This window comes from Nocardia testacea NBRC 100365, from assembly GCF_000308775.1.
GTDB classification, from domain to species: Bacteria; Actinomycetota; Actinomycetes; order Mycobacteriales; family Mycobacteriaceae; genus Nocardia; species Nocardia testacea.
Genome location: NZ_BAGJ01000088.1, coordinates 68,098 through 89,613 on the forward strand (window position 1 = coordinate 68,098; position 21,516 = coordinate 89,613).

24 protein-coding genes and 1 pseudogene are annotated in these 21,516 nt (G+C 66.5%); 15 read left to right on the forward strand and 10 right to left on the reverse strand.

What is annotated here, in order from left to right; translation table 11 throughout:
- Nucleotides 1–84 precede the first annotated feature (84 nt).
- Genes ON38_RS11985 through ON38_RS12030 form a run of 10 tightly spaced genes read left to right on the forward strand, consistent with a single transcriptional unit; the run spans nucleotide 85 to nucleotide 8,163 of the window.
- Nucleotides 85–633, forward strand: a complete 549-nt coding sequence (locus tag ON38_RS11985) for a VOC family protein (protein WP_039824922.1) — start codon at nucleotides 85–87, stop codon at nucleotides 631–633.
- Nucleotides 630–1,388, forward strand: a complete 759-nt coding sequence (locus ON38_RS11990) for an SDR family NAD(P)-dependent oxidoreductase (RefSeq protein WP_039824816.1) — start codon at nucleotides 630–632, stop codon at nucleotides 1,386–1,388. The genes ON38_RS11985 and ON38_RS11990 overlap by 4 nt, the downstream gene beginning before the upstream one ends.
- The gene (locus ON38_RS11995; RefSeq protein WP_039824817.1) at nucleotides 1,378–2,268 is read left to right on the forward strand and encodes a 3-keto-5-aminohexanoate cleavage protein; all 891 of its coding nucleotides are present in this window, start codon (nucleotides 1,378–1,380) and stop codon (nucleotides 2,266–2,268) included. Before ON38_RS11990 ends, ON38_RS11995 begins: the two co-directional genes overlap by 11 nt.
- Nucleotides 2,265–2,693, forward strand: coding sequence for a hypothetical protein (locus ON38_RS12000; RefSeq protein WP_051164637.1), 429 nt, complete (start codon nucleotides 2,265–2,267; stop codon nucleotides 2,691–2,693). The genes ON38_RS11995 and ON38_RS12000 overlap by 4 nt, the downstream gene beginning before the upstream one ends.
- Nucleotides 2,693–3,127, forward strand: a complete 435-nt coding sequence (locus ON38_RS12005; RefSeq protein ID WP_051164638.1) for a hypothetical protein — start codon at nucleotides 2,693–2,695, stop codon at nucleotides 3,125–3,127. The genes ON38_RS12000 and ON38_RS12005 overlap by 1 nt, the downstream gene beginning before the upstream one ends.
- A gap of 14 nt (nucleotides 3,128–3,141) precedes the next feature.
- Complete coding sequence (locus tag ON38_RS12010) at nucleotides 3,142–4,122, forward strand: dihydroxyacetone kinase subunit DhaK (RefSeq protein WP_245564010.1); 981 nt, start codon at nucleotides 3,142–3,144, stop codon at nucleotides 4,120–4,122.
- A 31-nt stretch (nucleotides 4,123–4,153) separates the two neighbouring features.
- Complete coding sequence (locus ON38_RS12015) at nucleotides 4,154–4,783, forward strand: DAK2 domain-containing protein (protein WP_039824818.1); 630 nt, start codon at nucleotides 4,154–4,156, stop codon at nucleotides 4,781–4,783.
- Complete coding sequence (locus tag ON38_RS12020; RefSeq protein ID WP_039824819.1) at nucleotides 4,780–5,679, forward strand: beta-keto acid cleavage family enzyme; 900 nt, start codon at nucleotides 4,780–4,782, stop codon at nucleotides 5,677–5,679. The genes ON38_RS12015 and ON38_RS12020 overlap by 4 nt, the downstream gene beginning before the upstream one ends.
- Entirely contained in the window at nucleotides 5,669–7,390 is a 1,722-nt protein-coding gene (locus ON38_RS12025; RefSeq protein ID WP_039824820.1) for an IlvD/Edd family dehydratase, read from the forward strand. The genes ON38_RS12020 and ON38_RS12025 overlap by 11 nt, the downstream gene beginning before the upstream one ends.
- A gap of 32 nt (nucleotides 7,391–7,422) precedes the next feature.
- Complete coding sequence (locus ON38_RS12030) at nucleotides 7,423–8,163, forward strand: SDR family oxidoreductase (RefSeq protein WP_039824821.1); 741 nt, start codon at nucleotides 7,423–7,425, stop codon at nucleotides 8,161–8,163.
- Nucleotides 8,164–8,177: 14 nt separating this feature from the next.
- On the opposite strand, the gene ON38_RS12035 is transcribed toward ON38_RS12030, so the two are convergent.
- Both ON38_RS12035 and ON38_RS12040 read right to left on the reverse strand, forming a co-directional pair.
- A complete protein-coding gene (locus tag ON38_RS12035) occupies nucleotides 8,178–8,960 on the reverse strand; it encodes an IclR family transcriptional regulator (protein WP_039824822.1) in 783 nt (260 codons plus the stop codon).
- Nucleotides 8,957–9,847 carry an IclR family transcriptional regulator gene (locus ON38_RS12040; RefSeq protein ID WP_083872574.1) on the reverse strand — a complete coding sequence of 297 codons (891 nt, stop codon included), beginning with the start codon at nucleotides 9,845–9,847 and terminating at the stop codon, nucleotides 8,957–8,959. The genes ON38_RS12035 and ON38_RS12040 overlap by 4 nt, the downstream gene beginning before the upstream one ends.
- Nucleotides 9,848–10,008: 161 nt before the next feature.
- On the opposite strand from ON38_RS12040, the gene ON38_RS12045 reads away from it, so the two are divergent.
- Nucleotides 10,009–10,815 carry an aminoglycoside 3'-phosphotransferase gene (locus tag ON38_RS12045; RefSeq protein ID WP_039824823.1) on the forward strand — a complete coding sequence of 269 codons (807 nt, stop codon included), beginning with the start codon at nucleotides 10,009–10,011 and terminating at the stop codon, nucleotides 10,813–10,815.
- Nucleotides 10,816–10,868: 53 nt separating this feature from the next.
- Here ON38_RS12045 and ON38_RS12050 read toward each other — a convergent pair whose 3' ends face one another.
- From ON38_RS12050 to ON38_RS34845, 8 genes and pseudogenes are all read right to left on the reverse strand, one after another.
- Nucleotides 10,869–11,687 carry an APH(3'') family aminoglycoside O-phosphotransferase gene (locus tag ON38_RS12050; protein ID WP_039824824.1) on the reverse strand — a complete coding sequence of 273 codons (819 nt, stop codon included), beginning with the start codon at nucleotides 11,685–11,687 and terminating at the stop codon, nucleotides 10,869–10,871.
- Nucleotides 11,688–11,720: 33 nt separating this feature from the next.
- Complete coding sequence (locus tag ON38_RS12055; RefSeq protein ID WP_039824825.1) at nucleotides 11,721–12,287, reverse strand: dihydrofolate reductase family protein; 567 nt, start codon at nucleotides 12,285–12,287, stop codon at nucleotides 11,721–11,723.
- A 322-nt stretch (nucleotides 12,288–12,609) separates the two neighbouring features.
- Nucleotides 12,610–13,470, reverse strand: a complete 861-nt coding sequence (locus tag ON38_RS12060) for an MBL fold metallo-hydrolase (protein ID WP_039824826.1) — start codon at nucleotides 13,468–13,470, stop codon at nucleotides 12,610–12,612.
- 91 nt (nucleotides 13,471–13,561) lie between these two features.
- Nucleotides 13,562–14,230, reverse strand: coding sequence for a Scr1 family TA system antitoxin-like transcriptional regulator (locus tag ON38_RS34835; RefSeq protein WP_157181737.1), 669 nt, complete (start codon nucleotides 14,228–14,230; stop codon nucleotides 13,562–13,564).
- A gap of 8 nt (nucleotides 14,231–14,238) precedes the next feature.
- Nucleotides 14,239–14,757, reverse strand: a pseudogene (locus tag ON38_RS38185) (DUF6879 family protein).
- A complete protein-coding gene (locus ON38_RS12065) occupies nucleotides 14,738–15,031 on the reverse strand; it encodes a hypothetical protein (protein WP_245564011.1) in 294 nt (97 codons plus the stop codon). Before ON38_RS12065 ends, ON38_RS38185 begins: the two are co-directional and overlap by 20 nt.
- A 214-nt stretch (nucleotides 15,032–15,245) precedes the next feature.
- Complete coding sequence (locus tag ON38_RS12070) at nucleotides 15,246–16,046, reverse strand: inositol monophosphatase family protein (RefSeq protein WP_039824827.1); 801 nt, start codon at nucleotides 16,044–16,046, stop codon at nucleotides 15,246–15,248.
- Complete coding sequence (locus ON38_RS34845) at nucleotides 16,022–16,900, reverse strand: DUF5919 domain-containing protein (RefSeq protein ID WP_083872578.1); 879 nt, start codon at nucleotides 16,898–16,900, stop codon at nucleotides 16,022–16,024. Before ON38_RS34845 ends, ON38_RS12070 begins: the two co-directional genes overlap by 25 nt.
- 276 nt (nucleotides 16,901–17,176) lie before the next feature.
- On the opposite strand from ON38_RS34845, the gene ON38_RS12080 reads away from it, so the two are divergent.
- From ON38_RS12080 to ON38_RS12095, 4 genes are all read left to right on the forward strand, one after another.
- A complete protein-coding gene (locus tag ON38_RS12080; protein ID WP_245564012.1) occupies nucleotides 17,177–18,121 on the forward strand; it encodes an SAM-dependent methyltransferase in 945 nt (314 codons plus the stop codon).
- A gap of 169 nt (nucleotides 18,122–18,290) precedes the next feature.
- A complete protein-coding gene (locus tag ON38_RS12085; protein ID WP_083872581.1) occupies nucleotides 18,291–19,892 on the forward strand; it encodes an FAD-dependent monooxygenase in 1,602 nt (533 codons plus the stop codon).
- A 157-nt stretch (nucleotides 19,893–20,049) separates the two neighbouring features.
- Nucleotides 20,050–21,237, forward strand: a complete 1,188-nt coding sequence (locus ON38_RS12090; protein WP_306306665.1) for a cytochrome P450 family protein — start codon at nucleotides 20,050–20,052, stop codon at nucleotides 21,235–21,237.
- Between the two features lie 11 nt (nucleotides 21,238–21,248).
- On the forward strand, nucleotides 21,249–21,512 hold the full coding sequence (locus ON38_RS12095; RefSeq protein ID WP_157181738.1) for a hypothetical protein: 264 nt from the start codon (nucleotides 21,249–21,251) through the stop codon (nucleotides 21,510–21,512).
- Nucleotides 21,513–21,516: the final 4 nt, after the last annotated feature.

Here is a 21,516-nt window from a genome sequence, read left to right on the forward strand (position 1 = left end):
TTCCTCTCGGCGATGTCGGCCGACATCATCGACACGATTCCACACCGCCCCGGCGTGCGGCGGTGTTCGACACTCGAGGTGAGTATGAGCAGATACTTCGGCCCGCTGCGACAACTGGGCTATGTGGTGAACGATATCGACAGTGCGATGAAGCACTGGGTAGCGGTGACCGGCGTGGGGCCGTTCTTCTACATCGACGATCAGCCGCTGACCGGTTTCCGGTTTCGTGGACAGAGTGCGTCGCCGCGATTCAGCATCGCCCTCGCACAGAGCGGCGACACCCAGATCGAACTGATCCAGCAGCGCAACGACGAGCCCTCCGCGTTCAAGGAGTTCACCGACCGTGGGCTCGAGGGGCTGCAGCACGTGGCCTATTGGACCACCGACTTCGATCGCCTCCGTGCCGCCGCCCGCGAACGCGGCGCGATCGAATTGCAGAGGGGTATCTCCGGCAGCGGCGCCCCCGACGAACGGTTCGTCTACTTCGAGGAGGGGCCCTTCCCGGGGACCGTCGTCGAACTGTCCGAGGTGAGTGGGCGCAAAGGCGCACTCTTCCGTGCTGTCGCGGCCGCCGCTGTCGGCTGGGACGGTGACGATCCGGTACGCGATATGCGAACGGTGCTCGGCTCATGACGGCGCAGGTGGCCGTCGTCACCGGCGGGGCATCCGGAATCGGGCGAGCGACATGCGACCGGTTCGTCGACCTCGGATGGAATGTGGTGGTGGCCGACCGCACCCCGTTCGGGTCCCGGGATTCGCGGGAGGGGGTGCTCGACGTGCCGACCGATGTCACAGATGAGGGTGACATCGCTCGGCTCGTCGCGGCCACCGGTGAACGGTTCGGACGGGTCGACGCCGTGGTGACCAGCGCCGGCATCGCCCGCAATGCCCCGGTCCGGGAGACCACGCCCGAGGACTTCCGGCGCACGCTCGAGGTCAATCTGGTCGCCACGTTCACCGTCGTCCGTGCCTTCGCCGACCTGCTCGCCGCCGACGGTGGGGGTTCGGTGGTGACGATCTCCTCGGTTTCCGGACTGCGGGGCAGCCAGGATCGCGCGGCGTACTCGGCGTCGAAGGGCGGGGTGATCGCGCTGACCGGCCAACTCGCCTTCGAACTCGCCGAGGACGGTATCCGGGTCAACTGCGTCGCGCCGGGGTCCACCCTGACCCCGCTCGCCCGCACGGGTCAGGGCGCGGGCGCGAAAGAAGAGATCCTGAAGGCGATCCCCTTGCGCCGCTATGCCGAACCGGAGGAGATCGCCGAGGTCATCACGTTCCTGGCCGGATCCAGAGCGGGGTTCGTCACGGGCCAGACGTGGACGGTCGATGGCGGCCAGTCGATCGGTGCGGGCTGGCGCGTACCGAAAGGGGGCCGGGGTGACCGGTAGGTCGAAGCCGATCGTCATCGGCGTGCACGTCAACGAGAACACGATGCGCGACCCCAATCCGCATATCCCGTGGACACCCGGCGAGATCGCCGCGACCGCGGCCGCGAGCCGGGCCGCGGGAGCGTCGCTGATGCACTTCCACGGCCGGACCCCGGACGGCGGAGTGGATCATTCGGCGCGGACCTACGCCGAGATCATCGCGCGGGTCCGTGCCGAAACCGACCTGCTGCTCGCCCCGGCGCCCGCCAATGTCGCGGGCTGGTCGGTGTCCCGGCGGCTGTCCAACCTCGCACCGAATCAGGGACGCCCGGAGACCAGATCCGACTTCCTGATCGTCGAAATGGGCCTCGCGGCAATGGATCTCATCGATCTCGATTCGGGCCGGTTCGTCACCGACGACCGAGTGTTCCTCAACGACACCCGGACACAGACCGAACTGCTGGACCTGGCCGGCGAACTCGGGATGACGCCGTACCTGGCGTCGTTCAATGTCGGGTGGACCCGGGCCATCCTCGCGCACGCTCGATCCCGGCCGTTACCGGTGCCGCTGGTGGTGGCGTTCATCCTCGGCGGCGACGAGTTCCCCGCGGCGCATCCGGCCACCGCGGCGGGTTTGCGGGCGCAGCTGGATCTGCTGCCCGAAGATCTTTCGATCGAGTGGATCGTCTCCGCCTACCGCGGAAATGTGCTCGAGGCCGCCGAGGAGGCCATCCGCCGCGGCGGGCACGTCGCCATCGGCGCCGGCGACCACCACTACGGCGAACTCGGCTACCCATCCACTCCCGAACTGGTCGCCCGGGTGGCCGAGCTGGCGCGCCGGCACGGCCGGGAGCCCGCCACCCCCGGCCAGGCACGTGAACTGCTGGGAGTACCCGCATGAGGCCCGTCGATATCGCGGGCACCGAACCGCGACTGGTTCATCGGGCCGCCGGTGGGCGGGTCTGGGTCACCGATTCGATCGCCTTCGCCGGACCGCGATACCGGGGCGACATCCTCGTCACCGGATCGCACGGCGGCGCCAGCGCCGGCGAGTACGCCGCCTCGTTCGGGGTGGCGGTCGTGGTGTGCAACGACGCGGGTATCGGCAAGAACCGGGCCGGTATCGCGGGACTGGCGGCGGTGGCCGGCCGGGCGATCGCGGGCATCGCGGTATCGCACGACAGCGCCCGGATCGGGGACGGCACCGATGCGTGGGAACACGGCATCGTCAGCTACGTCAACGACATCGCGCACCGGGACGGTGTCCGGGTCGGGGCGTCGCTGCGCGAACAGATCCTCGCCCTGATCGAAAGGAGCAAGTCCTGATGTTCCGCAGCATCATCGGCGCGGAGAACGGCCGGCAGATCGTCGTCATGGACAGCATGTCCCAGGCGGAGACCGAGGACACCGGCCGCATCCTCGTCGCGGCGTCCAACGGTGGGCAGGAGTCGGGCCGGCTGGCCATCGAGATCGGCCCCGCACTAGCGGTGTTCAACGATGCCGGTATCGGCAAGGACGACGCCGGTATCGCCGGTGTCGTCGCGATGGGGGAGGCCGGGGTCCCGGGCGCGACCGTCGGCCACGAATCCGCCGAGATCAGCAATGGGATGGACATGTGGCACCACGGCGTCCTCTCCTACGTCAACGGTCCGGCCCGGGCGGCCGGACTGCGGGTGGGCGATACCGTCCACACCGGAGTCCGCGCGTTCGCACACCGGCTCACACCGGAACCTCGCGACCTGTCCGGGGGGCACCCGTGATCGGTCGGCACTTCGTGAACGAGCCCGAGAACGTCACCCATGAGGCGCTCGAGGGCCTGCAGTTGCTCTATCCGGAGACACTCGTCTGCCACCGCGATCCGGCATATGTCGTCCGAGCGCGGCGACCCCGGCCGAAGGTGGCCCTGGTGTCCGGCGGCGGCGCCGGCCACGAGCCGCTGCACGCCCAGTTCGTCGGCACCGGCATGCTCGACGCGGCGGTGCCGGGCGCGGTGTTCTCCAGCCCCACCGCGCTACAGGTGCGTGCTGCGGTCGAGGCCGTCGAGACCGGTCACGGCACGCTGCTGATCGTGAAGAACTACACCGGCGACATGCTGAACTTCTCGATCGCGGCGGAGTTGCTCACCGGGTCGGTGACCACCGAGATCGTGGTCGTCGACGACGATCTCGCCACCGCCGGCGGCGCGGACGGCGGTCCAGGCCGGCGGGGGACCGCGGGCGTGGTCGCGGTGGAGAAGATCTGCGGCGCCGCGGCCGAACGGGGCCGGTCGCTGGCCGATATCGCGGATCTGGGCCGCAGGGTGGTGGCGGCGTCGTCCACGCTCGGCGTCGCGCTGCGCGCGGGCACTCCGCCGGGCCACACCCGGCCGTCGTTCGACCTGGCCGCGGACGAGATCGAGTTCGGTGTCGGGATCCACGGCGAGCGGGGCCACGGCACCCGGCCGGCGGCGCCGGTGGGGGTATTGGTCGACGAACTCGTCGAGCAACTGGTCGGCGGCGGGCGGGTGGGCCCCGGCGACGACGTGATCGCGATCGTCAACGGGCTCGGCGCCACGCACGACCTGGAACTCGCCATCGCCACCAGGGAACTCGTCCGGGCACTGGGCGAGCGGGGAATCGGGTGTGCCCGCCTGCTCGCCGGCTCACTGGTCACCTCGTTCGACATGCACGGACTGTCGATCACCCTCGTGCGCGCGACCGACGAGTTCGTCGACCTGTGGAACGACCCGGTCGGCACACCGGCACTCACGTGGTGACCCCACGGGTGCGAGCATTTCGGAGGAATGGATGACCACGCTGCAACTCGACCGGACGCGGAACTGGATCACGCGATTCGCCTCGGACGTCGAAACACAGGTCGACGCGCTCACCGATCTGGACCGGCTGATCGGAGACGGCGATTTCGGCCTCAACCTGCGTTCGGCCGTCCGTGCCGCGCTGGCCGGATTCGAGGCCGATCCACCGGCCGGGCCCGGGGACGTGTTCGCCCGGCTCTCGGACGCTTTCCTCGGCACCGGAGGGACCAGCGGTCCACTTCTGGGACTGTGGTTCGGCCGGATCGCCGATATTCGCGGCGCGAAGGTCGGTGCCGCGCAGCTCGCCGCCGCGGTCGACACCGCCACCGGCGCTGTGCGACGGCTCGGTAGGGCGGAGGTAGGGCACAAGACGATGGTCGACGCGATGGCGCCGGCCGCGGCGGCGCTGCTCGCCGCCGCCACGACCTCCGACGATGTCACCGCGGCGCTGATTTCCGCGCGCGATGCCGCCGTGGCGGGCGCCGAGTCGACCCGCGCGTTGCCGGCGCTGCGCGGCCGCGCGAGCTACGTCGGCGACCATGCCCGTGGCGTCGTGGATCCGGGTGCGCACGCGATCGCGATGTTCTTCGCGGCCGCGGTGCGGACGGGAGTGGACGCATGACCACGTTGCGGGACAAGGTGATCGTCACGGTGGCTCCGACCGGTGGGTTCCTCACGAAGGCCGACCACCCGTACGTACCCACTCAGCCGGAGGAGATCGCCGCGGACGTCGCCCGGTGTCACTCGGCCGGTGCGTCGATGGCGGCACTGCACGCGCGCCGTCCCGACGACGAGGCGACCTGTGACGCGGGAATCTACCGGCGCATCAACGACCTCGTCCGGCAGCGCTGCGACATCGTGGTCAACAACTCCACCGGTGGGGGCGTCAACGGGGATATGGTGCGGGTCCGCGCGGACGGAAGCCGGGTGGTGGACTGGTCCGCGCGACTCGACGGACTCGGCGGCGGCGCGGACACCTGCACGCTCGACGCGATCACCGCCTACGTCTCCTCGCCGTCGGGCGAAATACTGATGGATACCCCGCCGAGCCGGGCCGCCGAGCTCGCCGCCGCCATGCGGGCCCGCGGCATCAAACCCGAATGGGAGGCCTTCGGCCCATCCCACCTGCTGCAGGAGATCAGTACGCTCACCGCCGGCGAACCGGGCCCGCACCTGGTGAACATGGTCCTCGGCCTCGACCGCACCTTCCAGAACGCACTCCCGTACACCCCGGCGATCCTGCAGCAGATGGTCGATGTGCTGCCCGCGGACTCGGTGTTCTCGGTGAGCATCGGTGGCAGCGAGCAGATGCGCGGTCTCACCCACGCACTGTTGCTGGGTGGGCACGTCCGCGTCGGCATCGAGGACAACCCGTGCCTGGTGCCGGGGGTGCCCACCGAGAACGTGCGGTTCGTCGAGCACATCGTCGGCATCGTCGAACGGCTGGGCCTGACGCCGGCGAGCCCGGCCGAGGCCAGGCTGATCCTCGGACTGAAAGGACCCTCCGATGAACACTGAGCGCTCGTTGCGATCCCGGGAATGGTTCGCAGGCAACGATCTCAATGCCTTCATCCACCGGTCCTGGATGAAGAACCAAGGCATTCCGGACCGGATGTTCGACGGCCGTCCGGTGATCGGTATCTGCAACACCTGGTCGGAACTGACCCCGTGTAACGCGCACTTCCGTGATCTGGCCGAGCAGGTACGACTCGGCGTGATCGAGGCGGGCGGTTTCCCGGTCGAGTTCCCGGTCACCTCGCTCGGTGAGACGATCATCCGGCCGACGACGATGCTCTACCGCAACCTGGTGAGCATGGACGTCGAGGAGTCCATCCGGGCCAACCCGATCGACGGGGTCGTCCTGCTCTGCGGCTGCGACAAGACCACGCCGGCGCTGCTGATGGGCGCCGCGAGCTGCGATCTCCCGACGATCGTAGTGTCCGGCGGTCCGATGCTCAGCGGCAGGCACGAGGGCCGCACCATCGGCTCGGGTACCTCGGTGTTCGCGATGAGCGAGGCGGTGCGCGCCGGCACGATGAGTGAATGTGCCTTCCGCGCGGCGGAATCGGCGACCTCCCGCTCACCCGGTCACTGCAACACCATGGGCACCGCGTCGACGATGGCGTCGATCGCGGAGGCCCTCGGGCTCGCCCTGCCCGGCAATGCCGCGATCCCCGCGGTCGACTCCCGGCGGCGAGTCCACGCCCGCGACAGCGGGGTGCGGATTGTCGAGATGGTGGCGGAGGACCTCCGGATGTCCACCGTGGTGACCCGCGAATCATTCGAGAACGCGATCCGCGTCAACGCCGCGATCGGCGGGTCCACCAATGCGGTGGTCCACCTGCTGGCGCTCGCCGGCCGTCTCGAACTGCCATTGGAACTGGCGGATTTCGCCGAGCAGACGCGCGATATCCCGCTTCTGGTGAACCTCATGCCCTCGGGCAGCTATCTGATGGAGGATTTCTACTATGCCGGCGGCCTGCCCGCAGTGCTCGCCGAACTCGGGGACCTGCTGCACACCGGCGCCCGCACGGTGACCGGCCGGACGCTCGGCGAGAACGTGGCATCCGCGCCCATCTGGAACGACGACGTCATCCGCCGGCGTGCTGCGCCGCTACAGGAAGATGCCGGAATTACCGTGCTGAAGGGCAATCTCGCGCCGAACGGGGCGGTCGTCAAGACCTCGGCGGCGTCCCGGCACCTGCTGCGGCACACGGGCCGGGCGGTCGTATTCCACGGTATGGACGATTTCCGGGCCCGGGTGGATTCGCCGGATCTCGAGATAGAACCCGACGATGTCATCGTGCTCACCGGGGTGGGTCCGATCGGCGCCCCCGGTATGCCGGAGGTGGGCAATCTCCCCCTGCCGCGCCGGCTGCTCGAACGTGGCGTCACCGATATGGTGCGGATTTCCGATGCCAGGATGAGTGGAACCGCCTACGGAACGGTCGTCCTGCACGTCGCGCCCGAAGCGGCCGTCGGGGGTCCGCTGGCCCTGGTCCGCGACGGCGATCGCATCGAACTCGACATCCCGGGCTCGGTACTGCGGTTGCACGTCGACGCCGAGGAACTGCGCCGCCGCGAAGCAATGCTCGCCCCCGCCGCCGATATCCCCGCCGGCGGCTATCAGCGACTGTTCGTCGACCATGTTCTGCAGGCCGATCGCGGCGTCGACTTCGACTTCCTCGTCGGCAGACGCGGCACCGCCGTGCGAGGCGACAACCACTGACCACCGGCAACCACCGAACAGGAGCACACACAGTGAACGAACGCGTCATCGTCGTCACCGGGGCCGGCTCCGGATTGGGCCGCGCCATGGCTCACGCGCTGCTCGAGGCCGGACATCATGTCGTACTGACCGGACGCAGTCGCGCGCCACTGGAGGAGACGGCGAACGGGCACGAGCGAAGCGCCGTGGTCCCGGCCGACGTGTCGTCCGTCGAATCGGTGCGTGACCTGTTCGCACGGGTGGCCGGTGATTACGGCCGGATCGACGTACTGATCAACAACGCCGGGACGTTCGGGCCGGCCGGTAGCGCCGACGAGATCGATCCGGCGGACTGGGAGCGGACCGTCGCGGCCAATCTCACCGGAACGTTCCTGTGCGCTCGGGAGGCCATGCGGATGATGAAGGCGCAGTCACCCCGGGGCGGGCGGATCGTCAACAACGGTTCCCTGTCGGCGCACACACCGCGACCGGCCAGCGTCGCCTATACGGCCACCAAACACGGGGTGACGGGTCTGACGAAGTCGATCGCGCTGGACGGGCGCGACTACGACATCTGCTGCACCCAGCTCGACATCGGCAATGCGGCCACCGCCATGACCGAGGGGGTGGGAGTGTCGGCACGGCAGCCCGACGGGAGCCGGCGTGCCGAGCCGACCTTCGATCCGAAGTATGTAGCGGACGCTGTCGTCCGGCTGGCCGAACTCCCGCTCGACGTGACGGTGCCGTTCATGACGATCATGGCCAACCGGATGCCGTTCGCCGGCCGGGGCTGAACGGGCGCGCGGTATCAGTGACGCCGCAGCACCGGACGGACGACGGACTGCGCGCGTGACAGATCCCGGGAGATCGACACCGCTGTGGTTCGGACGGCGGCGTCGATACGGGTGAGGTTGATCCGGCCGGCCACCCCCGAGGACGAAACCGCCCCGAGAACTTCATCACCGGGACCGAAGATCGGCGCCGCGACCCCGACAATGCCCCGGATCGCTTCCTGGCGGTCGAAGGCCACACCACGACGGCGGACCTGCTCGAGTTCGCGCTCCAGTTCGCCGAAGTCGGTGATGGTGCTGTCGGTGCAGGCCTTCAGTGTCTCCGGTCGCGGCGTCGCCCCTTCGGAGTACGCCAGAATCGCCTTCCCCGAGCAACTCGCGTGCGCCGGCCACCGGCCCCCGATCTGCTGCGGCAGCCGGGGTCCGTCGTCGTCGCGGAACACGTCGAGGTAGACGACATCGAACCCGTCGAGCACACAGAGCCCGACGTTGTGTCTCGTCGCTTCCCGCAATGCCGACAGGTGCCGTCGAGCCGCCTCGCGCAGGCCGCGCTGGCGCGGCACCGACTCACCGATCTCGAACAGCAGCAGGCCGAGCCGGTAATCCTTGCCCTCGCGTTCGAGCAGTCCGACCCGTACGAGGTCGTCGAGCATCCGGTGCACCGTCGTCTTCGCCATTCCCGTCCGGCGTACCAACGCCGCCGCACTGAGGACGCCGGGGCTGTCCCGGAACGTCTTCAGGATCTCGGTGGTGCGGCCGATCGCGGAAATCTCACCATCGGCCCGATGAACGGGACTCATGCGGATATTCTGGCGAACCCCGGGCCGCGCCGTCGAGTCGCGTGGGCCTCCTGCCGGTGCGTACCCGACGCGGAGGACATCGGGTCGGCACCAGCGGCGATCGTGGGGTCGTCGCGTTCGGTCGGCACCGGATCGGTGGACTGTGCGACAGCCCTCGAAATCCGGTTTCCGGCGGCGATGACGGCGTTCGTCAACTGTTGTCGCGCCGGCCTGAATCGACTCGCCGGCACGGTGATACTCACCGCCGCGATCACCACGCCCATCTCATCTCGGATCGGCGCGGCCACGCAGTGGACCTCGGGGGCCGCCTCGCCGGCGTCGAAGGCGCATCCGGCGCGACGGACCGAGGCGAGTTCTCCCGTCAGCACGGCCGGGTCGATGATCGTCGCCGGGGTCAGGCGCCGCAGCGGCTCGGCGGTGAGGTGGCGGGTGATCTCCTCGGCCTCACGCTGTGCGAGCAACACCTTCCCGAGCGCACTGCAATGAGGTTCGAGAGAGGCGCCGACCCGCGCGCCCGACACGTTGATCATGTGGTTGCCCGGCACCTTGTCCAGATAGAGGACTCTGTCACGCTCGAGCACCGCCAGGTGTGCGGTCTCGCCGTATCTGTGTGCCAGTCCCTGAAGAACCGGCGCCGCGTGCGAGCGAACGTCCACGGTCGCCCGTAGCGTTTCGCTCAGCTCTACGACGCGCCAGCCGAGGCGGTAGCGCCCGCGGGCCCGGCACTGTAGCAATCCGGTATCGACCAAGGCCGACAGCAAGGCATGCACGCTCGAGCGTGGAGCATCGATGGCCGCCGCTATCTCGGCGGGACGCCATTCCGGGCGTGACGCAGTGAACAGGTCCAGGACCGGACCGATCTTCTGAACCGTCTGCAGTGGCGCCACTGTACGTTTCCCTTCCCGGCCGCGAGGCCATGCGCGGCCGCCCGCCTTCGGCCGAGTATGCAGGCCGGGTCTCGGAACGGTCCATGGTTTCGTACCGGTGATCGGTACACACCCGTTCAATTCATTTGCCACCCGCATGGATCGGCAGGGACGATCACCCGATGAGCCGTCCTGTCACCGCTGAGATTCCGATCGGTCCCGTGGATGTGCCCGAGGTGGTCGAGGCGCTCGCCGGCGCCGACACGATAACCCCCGTGTGGCGTAATGAACTCGGAGGTCTGACGTTCCGTCTCGAGGGTGAGGTCGTCAGGTATGCCAAGTGGGTTGCCGCGGGCACTCCGGAGATCGACCTGCGCGGCGAGGCGGAGCGGCTGGACTGGGCTCGGCGGTGGGTGACCGTTCCCCGGGTCCTCGAGCTCGGGGCCGACGACGAGGGCGCATGGCTGGTCACGGCGGAAGTCGCCGGACGTTCCGCGGTGTTGCCGCGGTGGGTCGCGGAACCGGCGACGGCGGCGGCCGCGATCGGCGCGGGGTTGCGCCTGCTGCACGACCGCCTACCTGTCGACCGCTGCCCGTTCGAGTGGAGTGTCGGGACCCGGCTCGTGCGCGCCGACGAGCGTATCGCCGAAGGGCAGGGACCGGCGGACCGGTCGCCCGAGTATCGGCATCTGACCGTCGCGGAAGCCCGGGCGCGGATCGGCGATCCGCCCGCGGTCGACCGGCTCGTCGTCTGTCACGGTGACGCGTGCGTTCCGAACACGTTGTTGCACGACGACGGCGAGTTCGCCGCGCATGTGGATCTCGGCTCGCTGGGGGTGGGCGACCGCTGGGCCGACCTCGCGGTCGCGGCATGGAGTACGGAGTGGAACTACGGTCCGGGATACGACGGGATCCTCTATGAGGCGTACGGGGTCGCGCCGGATCCCGAGCGCATCGATTACTACCGCCTGCTGTGGGATATGGCCTGAACCTCCGTGCGCCGAGACCGGTGAAATCGCTACGCGCGCGGTCCGGCTTTGCCTCATCCCCAGGTGAGGGGGTCGAGGTGCAGGTAGAAGTCCAAGCGGTCACGGTCCAGGACGAGGCCGTACCCGGCCGCGAACAGTGTGTCCGCGGCCAGCGCCTGCTCCTCGTCCTCCCAGGTCTCCCGGGCGTTCGCGAGCAGGAGCGCCAGATCGGCATACCGATCGGCCGACCCGAGACGGCCCAGGTCGATGAATCCGGACACCTTCAGCGTTTCCGGGTCCACGACGATATTCGGCAGGCACAGGTCTCCGTGACAGACGACCGCGTCCACAGCCTCTCGGGCCCGCATCCGCGCGATCTCGGGTTCGAGGCGGGCCAGAAGTTCCTCGGGGGGCGTGTGCTGCTGCTCGACGGGAAGGAACTCCTGGTTCACGGCATCGCGGGCGACGACATCGCGCGCCACGGCGACCATCGTGTCCAGGCCACGGTCGAACGGACACCGTTGCGCCGATAGTCCGTGCAGCCCGCGCACCGCGCCGGCGATGTGTTCCCAGGCCGCGCGGAGGTCCGCAGCCGATAGGCGATCCGCGGAAACGCCGGGAACGGCACTGGTCACCAGCAGTGCTCCCGCCTCGCCGGAGTGCCAGTCGAGCACCCGTGGGCCCGGCACGCCCTGGCCGGCCAGCCACACCACCCGGTCATGCTCTGCCTTCAGTGCGGCGGCCTCCGCCGCCGGCACGCATTTGGCGTATCGGGTGGCGTCCGCGTCGCGAAAGACGGTAGCGCCCGACTCGCCGGTGGTGACAGGTGACCAGTCGTCGATGCGGTATCCCGCGCCGGCCAGAATCGTTCGCGGGTCGTGGCCCTCACTCATTCCGGCCACTCTAACCAGCCCGCCCTCGCTGTGTCAGTCGCGTTTCGTCGCATAGCGCAGCAGGACCGTGCCGCACGGGAAAGTGCGGTTCTCCAGCAGCCGCAGCGGTATCCACGACGGCAGCGTCGGGAAGAACGGTGTACCGCCGCCCACCGCGGTGGGCGCGACCACGATCCGGTACTCGTCCACCAGTCCGGCCCGCACGATCGGCGCGGCCAGCGTCGCACCGGCCACCTCCAGCCTGCCGTCGGTTTCGGCTTTCAGTTTCGTCACCACCTCGACCGGGTCGCCGCGTTCCAGGCGGGAGTTCCAGTCGACCGACTCCAGGGTGCGTGAGAACACGACCTTGGGCATATCGCGCCAGATACGGGCGAAGTCCACGTTCCGGGCAGTGGCGTCCGGAGCCTTGTCGGCGGTCGGCCAGTACGCGGACATCAGTTCGTAGAGTCGCCGCCCGTAGAACGCCAGCGCGGTCTCCCGCTCGAAATCGTTCCAGTACCAGAGGAGCTCTTCGCTCGGGTCGGACCAGTCGAGATTGCCTTGCGCGTCGGCGATGTACCCGTCCACCGAGACATTGAAGCCATAGATGAGTCTGCCCATGAAGATCAGACTGCATCGGATAGCAGAACTAATCGCGACGCCACACGAGATTTGTCGATTCCTTGTAGAGGCGGCCAGATCGAGTGCGGCTGAGCCGAGCATGCCAACCCTTTCTCCCTGCCATCAGCGCCTCGGTGACGGCAAATCGGTGCGGTTCTTCGCCTCGGCGCCGGGGCCGACGGCGTAGTCGCCGATCGAGATCAGGCGTCTCGCACGTGCTGCGCAGGCCGTGTGCCCTACGAGACATGGCCGGCTCTGGCCGCACCTACACTATGGTGGCAAGCACGCGGATCGCCATGTTCGGCTGGGCGCAGAGTCGTGATCACCACCGCATAGCGCTGAAGTCGATCGGTTGGGGGCGAAGGGCTTTCACACGTTCGGCCAGGCCTCGCATCCGGAGCGCCATCTCGCTTGCCGGAAGCTGTCGGCGATCGCCATGACCGGGCAGCAGCCATTCGAAACCGAAATCGGCCGATCGTGCCAGCGAACGGGCCAGCACTTCGACCGAATACCAGGTGACGCTCTCGGCGATTTCGATATCTCCGGTGGTGCGGGACCAGTAAAAGCTGTCCCCGCTGAAACAGTATCGGTCGTCGACTATATAAAGCACACTTCCCTCGGTGTGACCCGGAAACGGATGCGCAATTACGCCGTCGACGACCTCCACGGGCTCGGATCCCCGTAGTATCCGATCGGCATCCGGGGCCGAATCGAGATCACCCTCGTGAATCCACAGTCGAGCCCCGAATCGGTCTGCGTAGCGCCGACCATGCGCAGCGTGATCACGGTGGGTCAGTAGAACGTCCGTCACCACGCCGAGCTCCTCGTATCGGCTTGCCAGCGACTCGCTCCAGCGTGGCGTATCGACCATGAGGTTGCCGCCGCGGCGTCGCAGCAGATAGGAGTTGGCGCCCGCGGTGTGTGACGAGTTGTGGCCACACAGGTAGACCCCCTCATCCAGGCGCAAGGGGAACGGGTCGAACACCGCTTTCAGCGGCACGTTCTCACGCCGAACGGACCGGGTTTGACAAGCGAATGCGGCTGCCGCCAGCGCCTGTTCCTCGGCTTCGTCGCGCGGTTGACGCAGAATTTCGGAGCGACCATCGACCTCGCCGATCAAGCCGGGCGCCAATTGCCGGGACACATCGCAGTTAACGCAGCGATCGTCTACGAACCAGGACATCTGCAGAACTCCCTCCTCGGTGCGACGCAGCTACGACCGCACCTTTTCAGGAGTACCAACCATGGCACTGAAATTTCAAGTCTTGACTTATTTATAAAATCCTATCTGGGGATTGCATCGACAATTCAATATTGGTGCTGCATCGGCAGCTGGGTGAACTGGTGGTAGAGGATGGGTTCGATTGGAGTCGCCGTGTGCGCGGATTCGGCACCCGGGTCGGCGCCATCGATATCGCGGTGTCGAATCGCATAAGGATATGAAACTTGCACTCACCCCGGTAGAGTATTTGTTGTCTTTCGAGCCGTTGCGAAACGCCCTCGTCGAGATCATCCGGTATTCGATAAAACTCGATTGCCTGCCGTAAGATCGCTTCGGCATATTCTGCGGTCTGGAGAAGTCCGGGTATTACGTAGGGTTGGTAGATCCTCATCAGTCGGGTCTGTCCAGCAAGCTTCGCCAGCTTGTTCTGCCCACTTTTTGTGCCTCCGCTCAGGACGCGCCGCCACTCGACGTGAGCACTGTCGATATTTCGAAGCGTGGTGATCAATTCCGGCAGTTCAGGCTCGGCGCCCAGGATGTTGCAGTAGGCTCGGAGATCGGCCTCGGAGGGGGGTCGTCTACCATATTCCAGCTTCGATACCTTGGATTCATGCCACCCTGCACGTGCGGCGAGATCGCGCCCGGACATACCGGTCGAGCGGCGGAACTCCCTGAGTCGTTGTCCGAGCGCTTCTCTCGCTTCCTGAACGTTACGGGTCACTTCACCATCTACGACGTTTCGCCGGCTGCATATTCAGCATAAGGTGTGGCCAACTTCCAGAGCCGTTGTCTGACGCCTTGACAGTACTCGACGATGCGAGGATCTGTCGTCAGGGCTACGCCGGCTGACTTGAGCTGTCGGTCGACCAGATTGAACGCCACCCGCTCATTATCTATGAGCCACCAATCGTCCGTCGGTACCTCACCGGCGAGATGGCGTGGTAGATAACGGATGTCTACGCCCGCCTCGACGTTGCGAGACGCGACGACGAGACTCCATCTCTGGTAGTCGGTGTGCGGCACAGTAACTACCCGAATCCGGCTCACCCTGACACCTCAACCGGTCAACTCCTCGACAAGAGTTTCCCAGTCTCGAAACCACTCGTAGTCATCGGGCTCGTTGTTCAGAAACCGCCGGAATGGTTCTGACTCAACGGGTACCGCGTAGTCATCTCTGACTTCGAGATGGAACGCTTCACTGCGGCACTCGCGGAACAGGTCGGACCAGTCACCCTGCCGTAGATGCACCGTAGAAGGTCCTTTTGCTCTTGGGTACCTCGATTGCCGCCTCGTCGTCCGCGAGGTCGAGTCGACTCAACGTCTTGTCGTCCGTTATCGGCCGACCGCTGAGGGTGAACGTACCCCGCCCCGTCTCGGTCAGCGCGGTCCCGATAAACGTGTGCGGTTCGGCGAAACCCATCAACAGGTGCGGGATCTCGATTGTCTCGGATGTGCCGGTACGCCAGCCTGTCGCTACGTAACTGCCCTGGTCGGTGGCGTACAGGGTCGGGCAGTCGTTCACCTGTGAACCACCCCTGCCGAGGAACCTGAGTTGCATGATGTCGCGCCCATTCTCGCGTTCTGTGTGGGGTGTTCTGCGCATCCTCATTTTTCAGCGATTGAGCCAGACTTCAAGCGGGAACAACCGAACTTGGACAAATTGGGCAAGTTCGTGGTTCGTGCACTCGTGGCCTTCTATAGTTAGCGCGGCAGCGCCTTGTCCGTCGGCGCCCTCGTCACTGTTGTGCGGTGGATATCAGCTGTAGGAGTTTCCGGGAGATAGTAGGGTTGGCGGCCACGGTGTGGCGCGACCGGACGTTGTGGATGCTGCCGTCGGAATCGGTCACCACGGCACCGCTTTCGCGGGCGATGAGCACTCCGGCTGCCATGTCCCATTGTTTGTTGGACATGATGATGCATCCGTCGGTACGGCCTTCAGCGGTCCATGCCAGATCGAGTGCGGCGGAGCCGAGCATGCGAACCCTTTCCGCCTCTGTCGCCAGCGCCCCGGTGACGGCCAATCGGGTGTGATTCTTCGCCTCGGCGCCGGGGCCGACGGCGTAGTCGCCGATCGAGATTATGGCGTCCCGCAGGTGCTGCGCCCGGCCGGTGGTGATGGGCCTGCCATTCAGGTACGCACCGCGCCCTTCGATCGCGTAGTACTCCAGCCCGAGAAACGGTGCTCGTATCACACCGACAATCGGCCGGTCCTGATGCACCAGCGCAAGGGACACCGCACAAAGCGGAATATCATGGATGAAGTTCGATGTCCCGTCGATGGGGTCGAGCACCCATGTTTGTTCGGCATGTACGGAATCCGATGGCTGCGTGGTGGTCTCCTCACCCCGGAAGCCGATTCGGGGTGCCTGCGCTCGCAGCAGTCGCTGCGTCGTCTCTTGGATTTCGAGGTCGAGTTCGGTGACGAAGTCCCGATCGCCTTTGCTGTGGACCGCACCTGTCCCTGCAGTCGTCAGGAGTTCGGCTCCAGCGGCTGTGGCCTCGCGCGCGATGGTCAGGAGTGTACTGATGTCGTCCACGCGTCGATTCCCTTCCCTCGCGTCCATAGAGTGTCGAAGACGCTTACAAACGTATCGAACACTGCTGGCCCGCCGGACTTCCGCATTACGAACGTCGGCGATTCGACGCCACGCCCCTGTGGTAGGTAGGGCTGCATGATGCACAATTCGGTATCGATAATTACGAGGTTGAAGCGCGGCGGCTCATCGAAGGTACGTACATGGATTGAACCCGGCGTGTAATGCCCTGTCCTTCCCAGGATCCGTTCCAGTGTTCGGATATTCAAGCTTGTGAGGTCGGATAGAGTGTTTGGTGCGTGTCCTTCTTCGGCCTCCCGGGCGCGGATACTGTCACCGGCCGGATCGAGGAACAAGCATCTGATCTCAGTGCCGTTTTCCAGAAGCTGAATGACATCGCTGTCGGAGCACTGCTGGCAGAAGAGATTGAGCGAGATTCCCACCATGTCGATACTGTGTGCCGACCGGAATATTCGCTGCGGCGGCATGTCTTGGACGAAGTCGGCACGGTTTCGAAATACGGCTTCTACTTCGCTTGCTCGTTGACGGGCAGGCTGTGGTGCTGGCTGCACGCTGTCTCGGTGTCGCCTGTCCTGCGCGGGTTGGTTGTCGGGATGGCTGCCGAACAGTTCCTCGATCGACCATTCCGGAAACATCTCTTGCAATACGCGGCGATGATGTGGGTAGGGCAGACCACCGATATCACCGGAGAGCCAACGGTAAAACTGGGCCTTCCGGGGGCCGCAGCCAACGATTGCTGGGTCGATCCTGCGGGCCAATCGGTCGTATTCCCGGTTGAACGCCGCGACCGTCTGTAAGTGACGTTGCCGCAACAGGGCCTTGAGAAGCGTTGCCATGACTTCTACCTTCCGCGCTGCCGAATGAGACATAGATGATAGCTCGGCGGTTAGGAAGAGACCTAGGAGGCGGCGAGACGATACTGGCTGGTGGAGCAGGCTTTTGGTGTATTTACCAGCTACCCGGGAGCGTTCTGAATGATCTCTACTGCTCGAAGAGTCGTCGAGGGCGGAAACCATGTCGTCGGCCCGCTCAGGTACTCGCGCCCGAGTTCAATTTCGATCCGCCGGAGTGTCGGTTCGCACGACGTACCGCTGTCGCTTCCACCTCTACCAGTGCTCGATCTCCCACGCGTCATTCCCCGACCTCTGTTCCAGGAGCACGCAATGCGTTCATCACCCTCATTCCGGGCTCCGCTGCGACCGCCGCCCGATACCTGCTTGCAGGAGCCGGTTGGTGTAGATGCCTCCCGGGCCAGTGTCGCGCGAGTCCACGACTACAGCCTGCTCGGCAAAGACAACTACGAGGTCGACCGCGCAGTTTTCACCAGGGTACTCGAGATGGCACCAGGTCAGCGCGAGGTATCGCGGATGAATCGGCGCTGGATGCATCGGGTGGTTCGTTATCTGGCCGGGTATGCGGGCGTCGAGCAGTTCGTCGATATTGGTGCCGGGCTGCCGACCGCCCTGAATACCCACGAGGTTGTTCAGCTGGAAAATCGCAGAGCGACAGTGATTTACGTCGACAACGATCCGGTGTGCGCCGCGTATGGGCGTGCGCTGCTCGAGCGTAACGACCGTACGCACTACGTTCTCGCGGACTTCCTGGAGGCCGGCACACTCCTGAAGAACCCGGACGTGCTCCAGTACCTCGAGTTGGATCGTCCGATAGGGGTGCTGGTGTGCGGGCTGCTCCACCATATCGGTGACAGGTCGAGGCCGGCCCGGGCAATGAGAGAGCTGATCGAACGGCTGCCTTCCGGTTCGTATGTGGCGGTCACGAACTTCTACGACCCGGGCTCCGAGGACCCGGAAATCCATCGGCTGGCGCGGAAACTAGAAGAGGCGTTCACCGAAGGCGTGGGTTCGGGCTGGTACCGGACCCGTACGGAGCACCTCGAATACTTCGAAGGTCTCGAGCTGCTGCCGCCCGGCTTGGTCGAACTCGACGATTGGTGGCCCCTCGGCCGGATCGAGCGGGACAGGTTGCCCGAGGAACGAACGATGCGTGGCGCGGTGGGGTACAAGCGACCGGCGTTGCTGCGGTTTCCAGGTGCCTGACCAAAAACACTCGTTCACAGGTATTTCCACCGCTTCATGCGGAGGTTTGCGCTTCCGCGGGAACGCGGAGCGTGGGGAACAGTCCCGGTAATTCCGGGCTCGGGGCGTGTGTCGCTGGGGGACACACGCCGTCCATTTTCTGTCTTGAATCTTTGGAGGGTGATCAGTCATGTCTTCTTCAGGTGGTCCGGTTCTCATCGTGGGCGCCGGTCCGACCGGGCTCACCCTCGGTATCGAGTTATTGCGGCGGGGTGTGGATGTCCGGTTGATCGACCGGCTCACCACCCCCGTGACGACTTCGCGGTCGTTCACGGTGCACACCCGCACTCTGCAGTTGCTGGAACAGGCCGGGATCGTCGATGAGTTCCAGGAGAGGGGTTTGCGCGGGGAGTGGATGGACTATCGGTTCGCGGGTTTCCCGGAGAAAGTACGGCTGGATTTCACCGGTCTCGACAGCCGGTACCCGTATTTCCGCACGATCGGCCAGCGCGACACAGAGGAGATCCTGCGCCGGCATTTCAGCGCGCTCGGCGGGGCCGTCGAATGGCACACCGAGCTGATTTCGGTGACCACGGATCCGGACGGCGGAGTCACCGCCATCGTGCGGGATACGAACAGTGGTGAGACCGCAACCGTGCACTCCGGCTGGCTGATCGGTTGCGACGGCGTGCACAGCACTGTCGCCGGTTATCTGGGTGCGCAGGTGGGTCGTGCGGAGTACGTCGGGACGGCGATGCGGATGATGGACGTGCCGCTTCGGCAGCGGTCACCGGGCTTCCCGATGGAGGTCGGCGGTATCGACTACCGCATCACCGGCGGTCACATGCTGCTGACGACTGCATTGCCCGGTGGGGTGTGGCGGGTATTGATCAGTGAACCCGGTGACGCTCGGAATATCGACGCTTCGGCCGCGGCGTTCCAGAAGGTGCTCGACGAGCATTTCGGCGGTGCGGTGCGGTTGGGTTCCCCGCAGTGGACGACGGCGTTCCGGACGCGGCGGCGGCTCGTCTCCCGATATCGCAGCGGCCGGGTCTTCGTCTGCGGGGACGCCGGACACGAGCGGTCCCCGGCGGGTGGGCAGGGGATGAACACCTCGATGCAGGACGCGTTCAACCTCGGCTGGAAGCTCGCCGCCGTTGTGCACGGCCACGCCCGAGAGTCACTGCTGGACAGTTACGAGACGGAGCGGCGTCCGATCGCCGAGCAGGTGATCGCCGGCACCCATGAACTGCATTCGGTGCTGATGGACCACGGCCGCCCGGTCGCCGAACGACTCGCGCTCGCCCGCGAACCCGGGTTCACCGAGCGGGCGGTGGCCCGGATCTCCGGCATCGCCTACCGCTACGCGAATACCCCCGACCCCGGATTGCCCTCGCCGCGCTGGTCGGACGGGCCGGCGGCGGGGGAGCGCGCCCCCGATGTCGAGATCACCCCTCGGCTACGGCTGCACGAACGGTTGCGCCACGGTGGGCACACGCTGGTACTCGTCCATCGTGATCCGCACGATGCCGCGAAGGTCTCGGCGCTGCTCACGCGTGTGCGTCGGCGATTCGGCGCCCGGGTCGAACCGGTGGTCGTCACGCCGCCCGGGTATCACGGACCCGGCCCGGCCGGTGCCGTCGCGGCCGACAGTCGCCGGATCCACGACCGCTACGGCACCCCCGACGCAACCGCTGTCTGCCTTATTCGACCCGACGGCTATATCGGCGCCCACTGGCTGCTCACCGAGCCGGACACGGCGTTCACGACGCTGCGCGACACCTTGTCCTGATCCGCCGGACAGCGACGGCGCACGTCTGTCTTGTCTCCCGCTCATCTCGAAGAAACGGACCATGTCGACTCCACCATCGATCTCCTATCCGCGAACCGATCACCTCGGCTCGTGCCCGATCGCCCACACCGCCCCCGACGCTTCGACGGAGGCGCGAGTGCCCCTCCACACCCCGGAATTCGCCGCCGACCCGCACCGGATCTACCACGAAATGCGCACGGAATTCGGTGACCTCGCACCGATCGAACTCGCCCCGGGCGTACCGGCAACCCTGGTACTCGGCTATCACACCGCGGTGCGGATCCTGCACGACACCGAGCATTTCCCCACCGACCCCCGCACCTGGCAGGCCACCGTGCCCCCGGATTCACCGGTACTGCCGATGATGCGCTGGCACCCCGCCGCCCGCTACAGCACCGGACCCGACCATCAGCGCTACCGGCAGGCGTCGAAGGACAGTATCGCCGCCGTCGACGGCCATGCCATGCACGCGGTCGTCGAAGAACTCGCGGCCCCGCTGATCAACGGATTCTGCGAGACCGGCACCGCCGAACTGGTGGGAGACTACGCCCGCCCCCTCATCGTCGCCGTCCTCAACCGGATCACCGGCTGCCCACCCGACATAGGGGCGCGGATCACCGCCGGGACGGCCGCGCGCTTCGACGCCGTCGCGGGAATGGGGCCGCTGCGGACCGCGCTGACCGAACTGATCCGGCTCAAACGCGACCATCCGGGCGACGACGCCACCTCGCGCCTGCTCGCCCACCCGCGCCGCCTCGACGACGGGGAAGTGCTCGCCCAGTTGCTGAGTTTCTACGGAGCCGGCGGCGAAGCACAACCGAATCTGATCACCAACACCCTGCTGCTGATGATGACCGACGAGCGGTTCGGAGGCGGACTGATCGGCGGAAGTCTGTCCACCCGGGACGCGCTCGACGAGGTGCTTTTCCACGACCCGCCGATCGCGAACTTCTGCACCACCTACCCCCGCACCCCCGTTCTCGTCGGCGACACCTGGCTCCCCGCCCATCAGCCCGTGCTGATCGGCCTCGCCGCCGCCAACACCGACCCGCGAATCACCGACGGCGACCACACCGGCAACCGATCCCACCTGTCCTGGAGCGCGGGCCCGCACGCCTGTCCGGCCCGAACTCTGGCCTATCAGATCGTGCAGGACGCGATCGACCAGCTTCTCGACGCCGTCCCCGATATGGCGCTCGCGATCCCGCGCGGGGAGCTGGTGTGGCGGCCCGGCCCGTTCCATCGGGCCCTGACCCGGCTGCCGGTCACCTTTCGTCCCTGCCCGGCCGTCACCCTCCCGTCGAACCACATCACCCGGGGATGATCGTGAACTCTTTGGCAGTACACCAACTCATCACACTCCATGCCACACGCCCCCATCCGACCGGACCACTCGCCGATACCACCGGCCAGGGGTCGAGCAGCGACCCGATGATCATCCCCGGCCACGGCGGTGACTGCGCCGGCGATCCCACGTTCGGTTCCCTGGACGAGGCATTGCGGGCGCGCGCAGCCCACAGCGGCCACACACCGCTGTGTCATCGGTACCTGGGAGCGATCGCCTACCTCGGCGGACTCCACGACGACAGCTATGAATAGCCCC

Excerpts from the sequence above, each read along its gene's own strand:
- ON38_RS11985 (WP_039824922.1), top strand. The coding sequence starts at position 85 with ATGAGCAGATACTTCGGCCCGCTGCGACAACTGGGCTATGTGGTGAAC.
- ON38_RS11990 (WP_039824816.1), top strand. The coding sequence starts at position 630 with ATGACGGCGCAGGTGGCCGTCGTCACCGGCGGGGCATCCGGAATCGGG.
- ON38_RS12000 (WP_051164637.1), top strand. The coding sequence starts at position 2,265 with ATGAGGCCCGTCGATATCGCGGGCACCGAACCGCGACTGGTTCATCGG.
- ON38_RS12005 (WP_051164638.1), top strand. The coding sequence starts at position 2,693 with ATGTTCCGCAGCATCATCGGCGCGGAGAACGGCCGGCAGATCGTCGTC.
- ON38_RS12015 (WP_039824818.1), top strand. The coding sequence starts at position 4,154 with ATGACCACGCTGCAACTCGACCGGACGCGGAACTGGATCACGCGATTC.
- ON38_RS12020 (WP_039824819.1), top strand. The coding sequence starts at position 4,780 with ATGACCACGTTGCGGGACAAGGTGATCGTCACGGTGGCTCCGACCGGT.
- ON38_RS12025 (WP_039824820.1), top strand. The coding sequence starts at position 5,669 with ATGAACACTGAGCGCTCGTTGCGATCCCGGGAATGGTTCGCAGGCAAC.
- ON38_RS12035 (WP_039824822.1), bottom strand. The coding sequence starts at position 8,960 with ATGAGTCCCGTTCATCGGGCCGATGGTGAGATTTCCGCGATCGGCCGC.
- ON38_RS12045 (WP_039824823.1), top strand. The coding sequence starts at position 10,009 with ATGAGCCGTCCTGTCACCGCTGAGATTCCGATCGGTCCCGTGGATGTG.
- ON38_RS12050 (WP_039824824.1), bottom strand. The coding sequence starts at position 11,687 with ATGAGTGAGGGCCACGACCCGCGAACGATTCTGGCCGGCGCGGGATAC.
- ON38_RS12055 (WP_039824825.1), bottom strand. The coding sequence starts at position 12,287 with ATGGGCAGACTCATCTATGGCTTCAATGTCTCGGTGGACGGGTACATC.
- ON38_RS12060 (WP_039824826.1), bottom strand. The coding sequence starts at position 13,470 with ATGTCCTGGTTCGTAGACGATCGCTGCGTTAACTGCGATGTGTCCCGG.
- ON38_RS34845 (WP_083872578.1), bottom strand. The coding sequence starts at position 16,900 with ATGGCAACGCTTCTCAAGGCCCTGTTGCGGCAACGTCACTTACAGACG.
- ON38_RS12085 (WP_083872581.1), top strand. The coding sequence starts at position 18,291 with ATGTCTTCTTCAGGTGGTCCGGTTCTCATCGTGGGCGCCGGTCCGACC.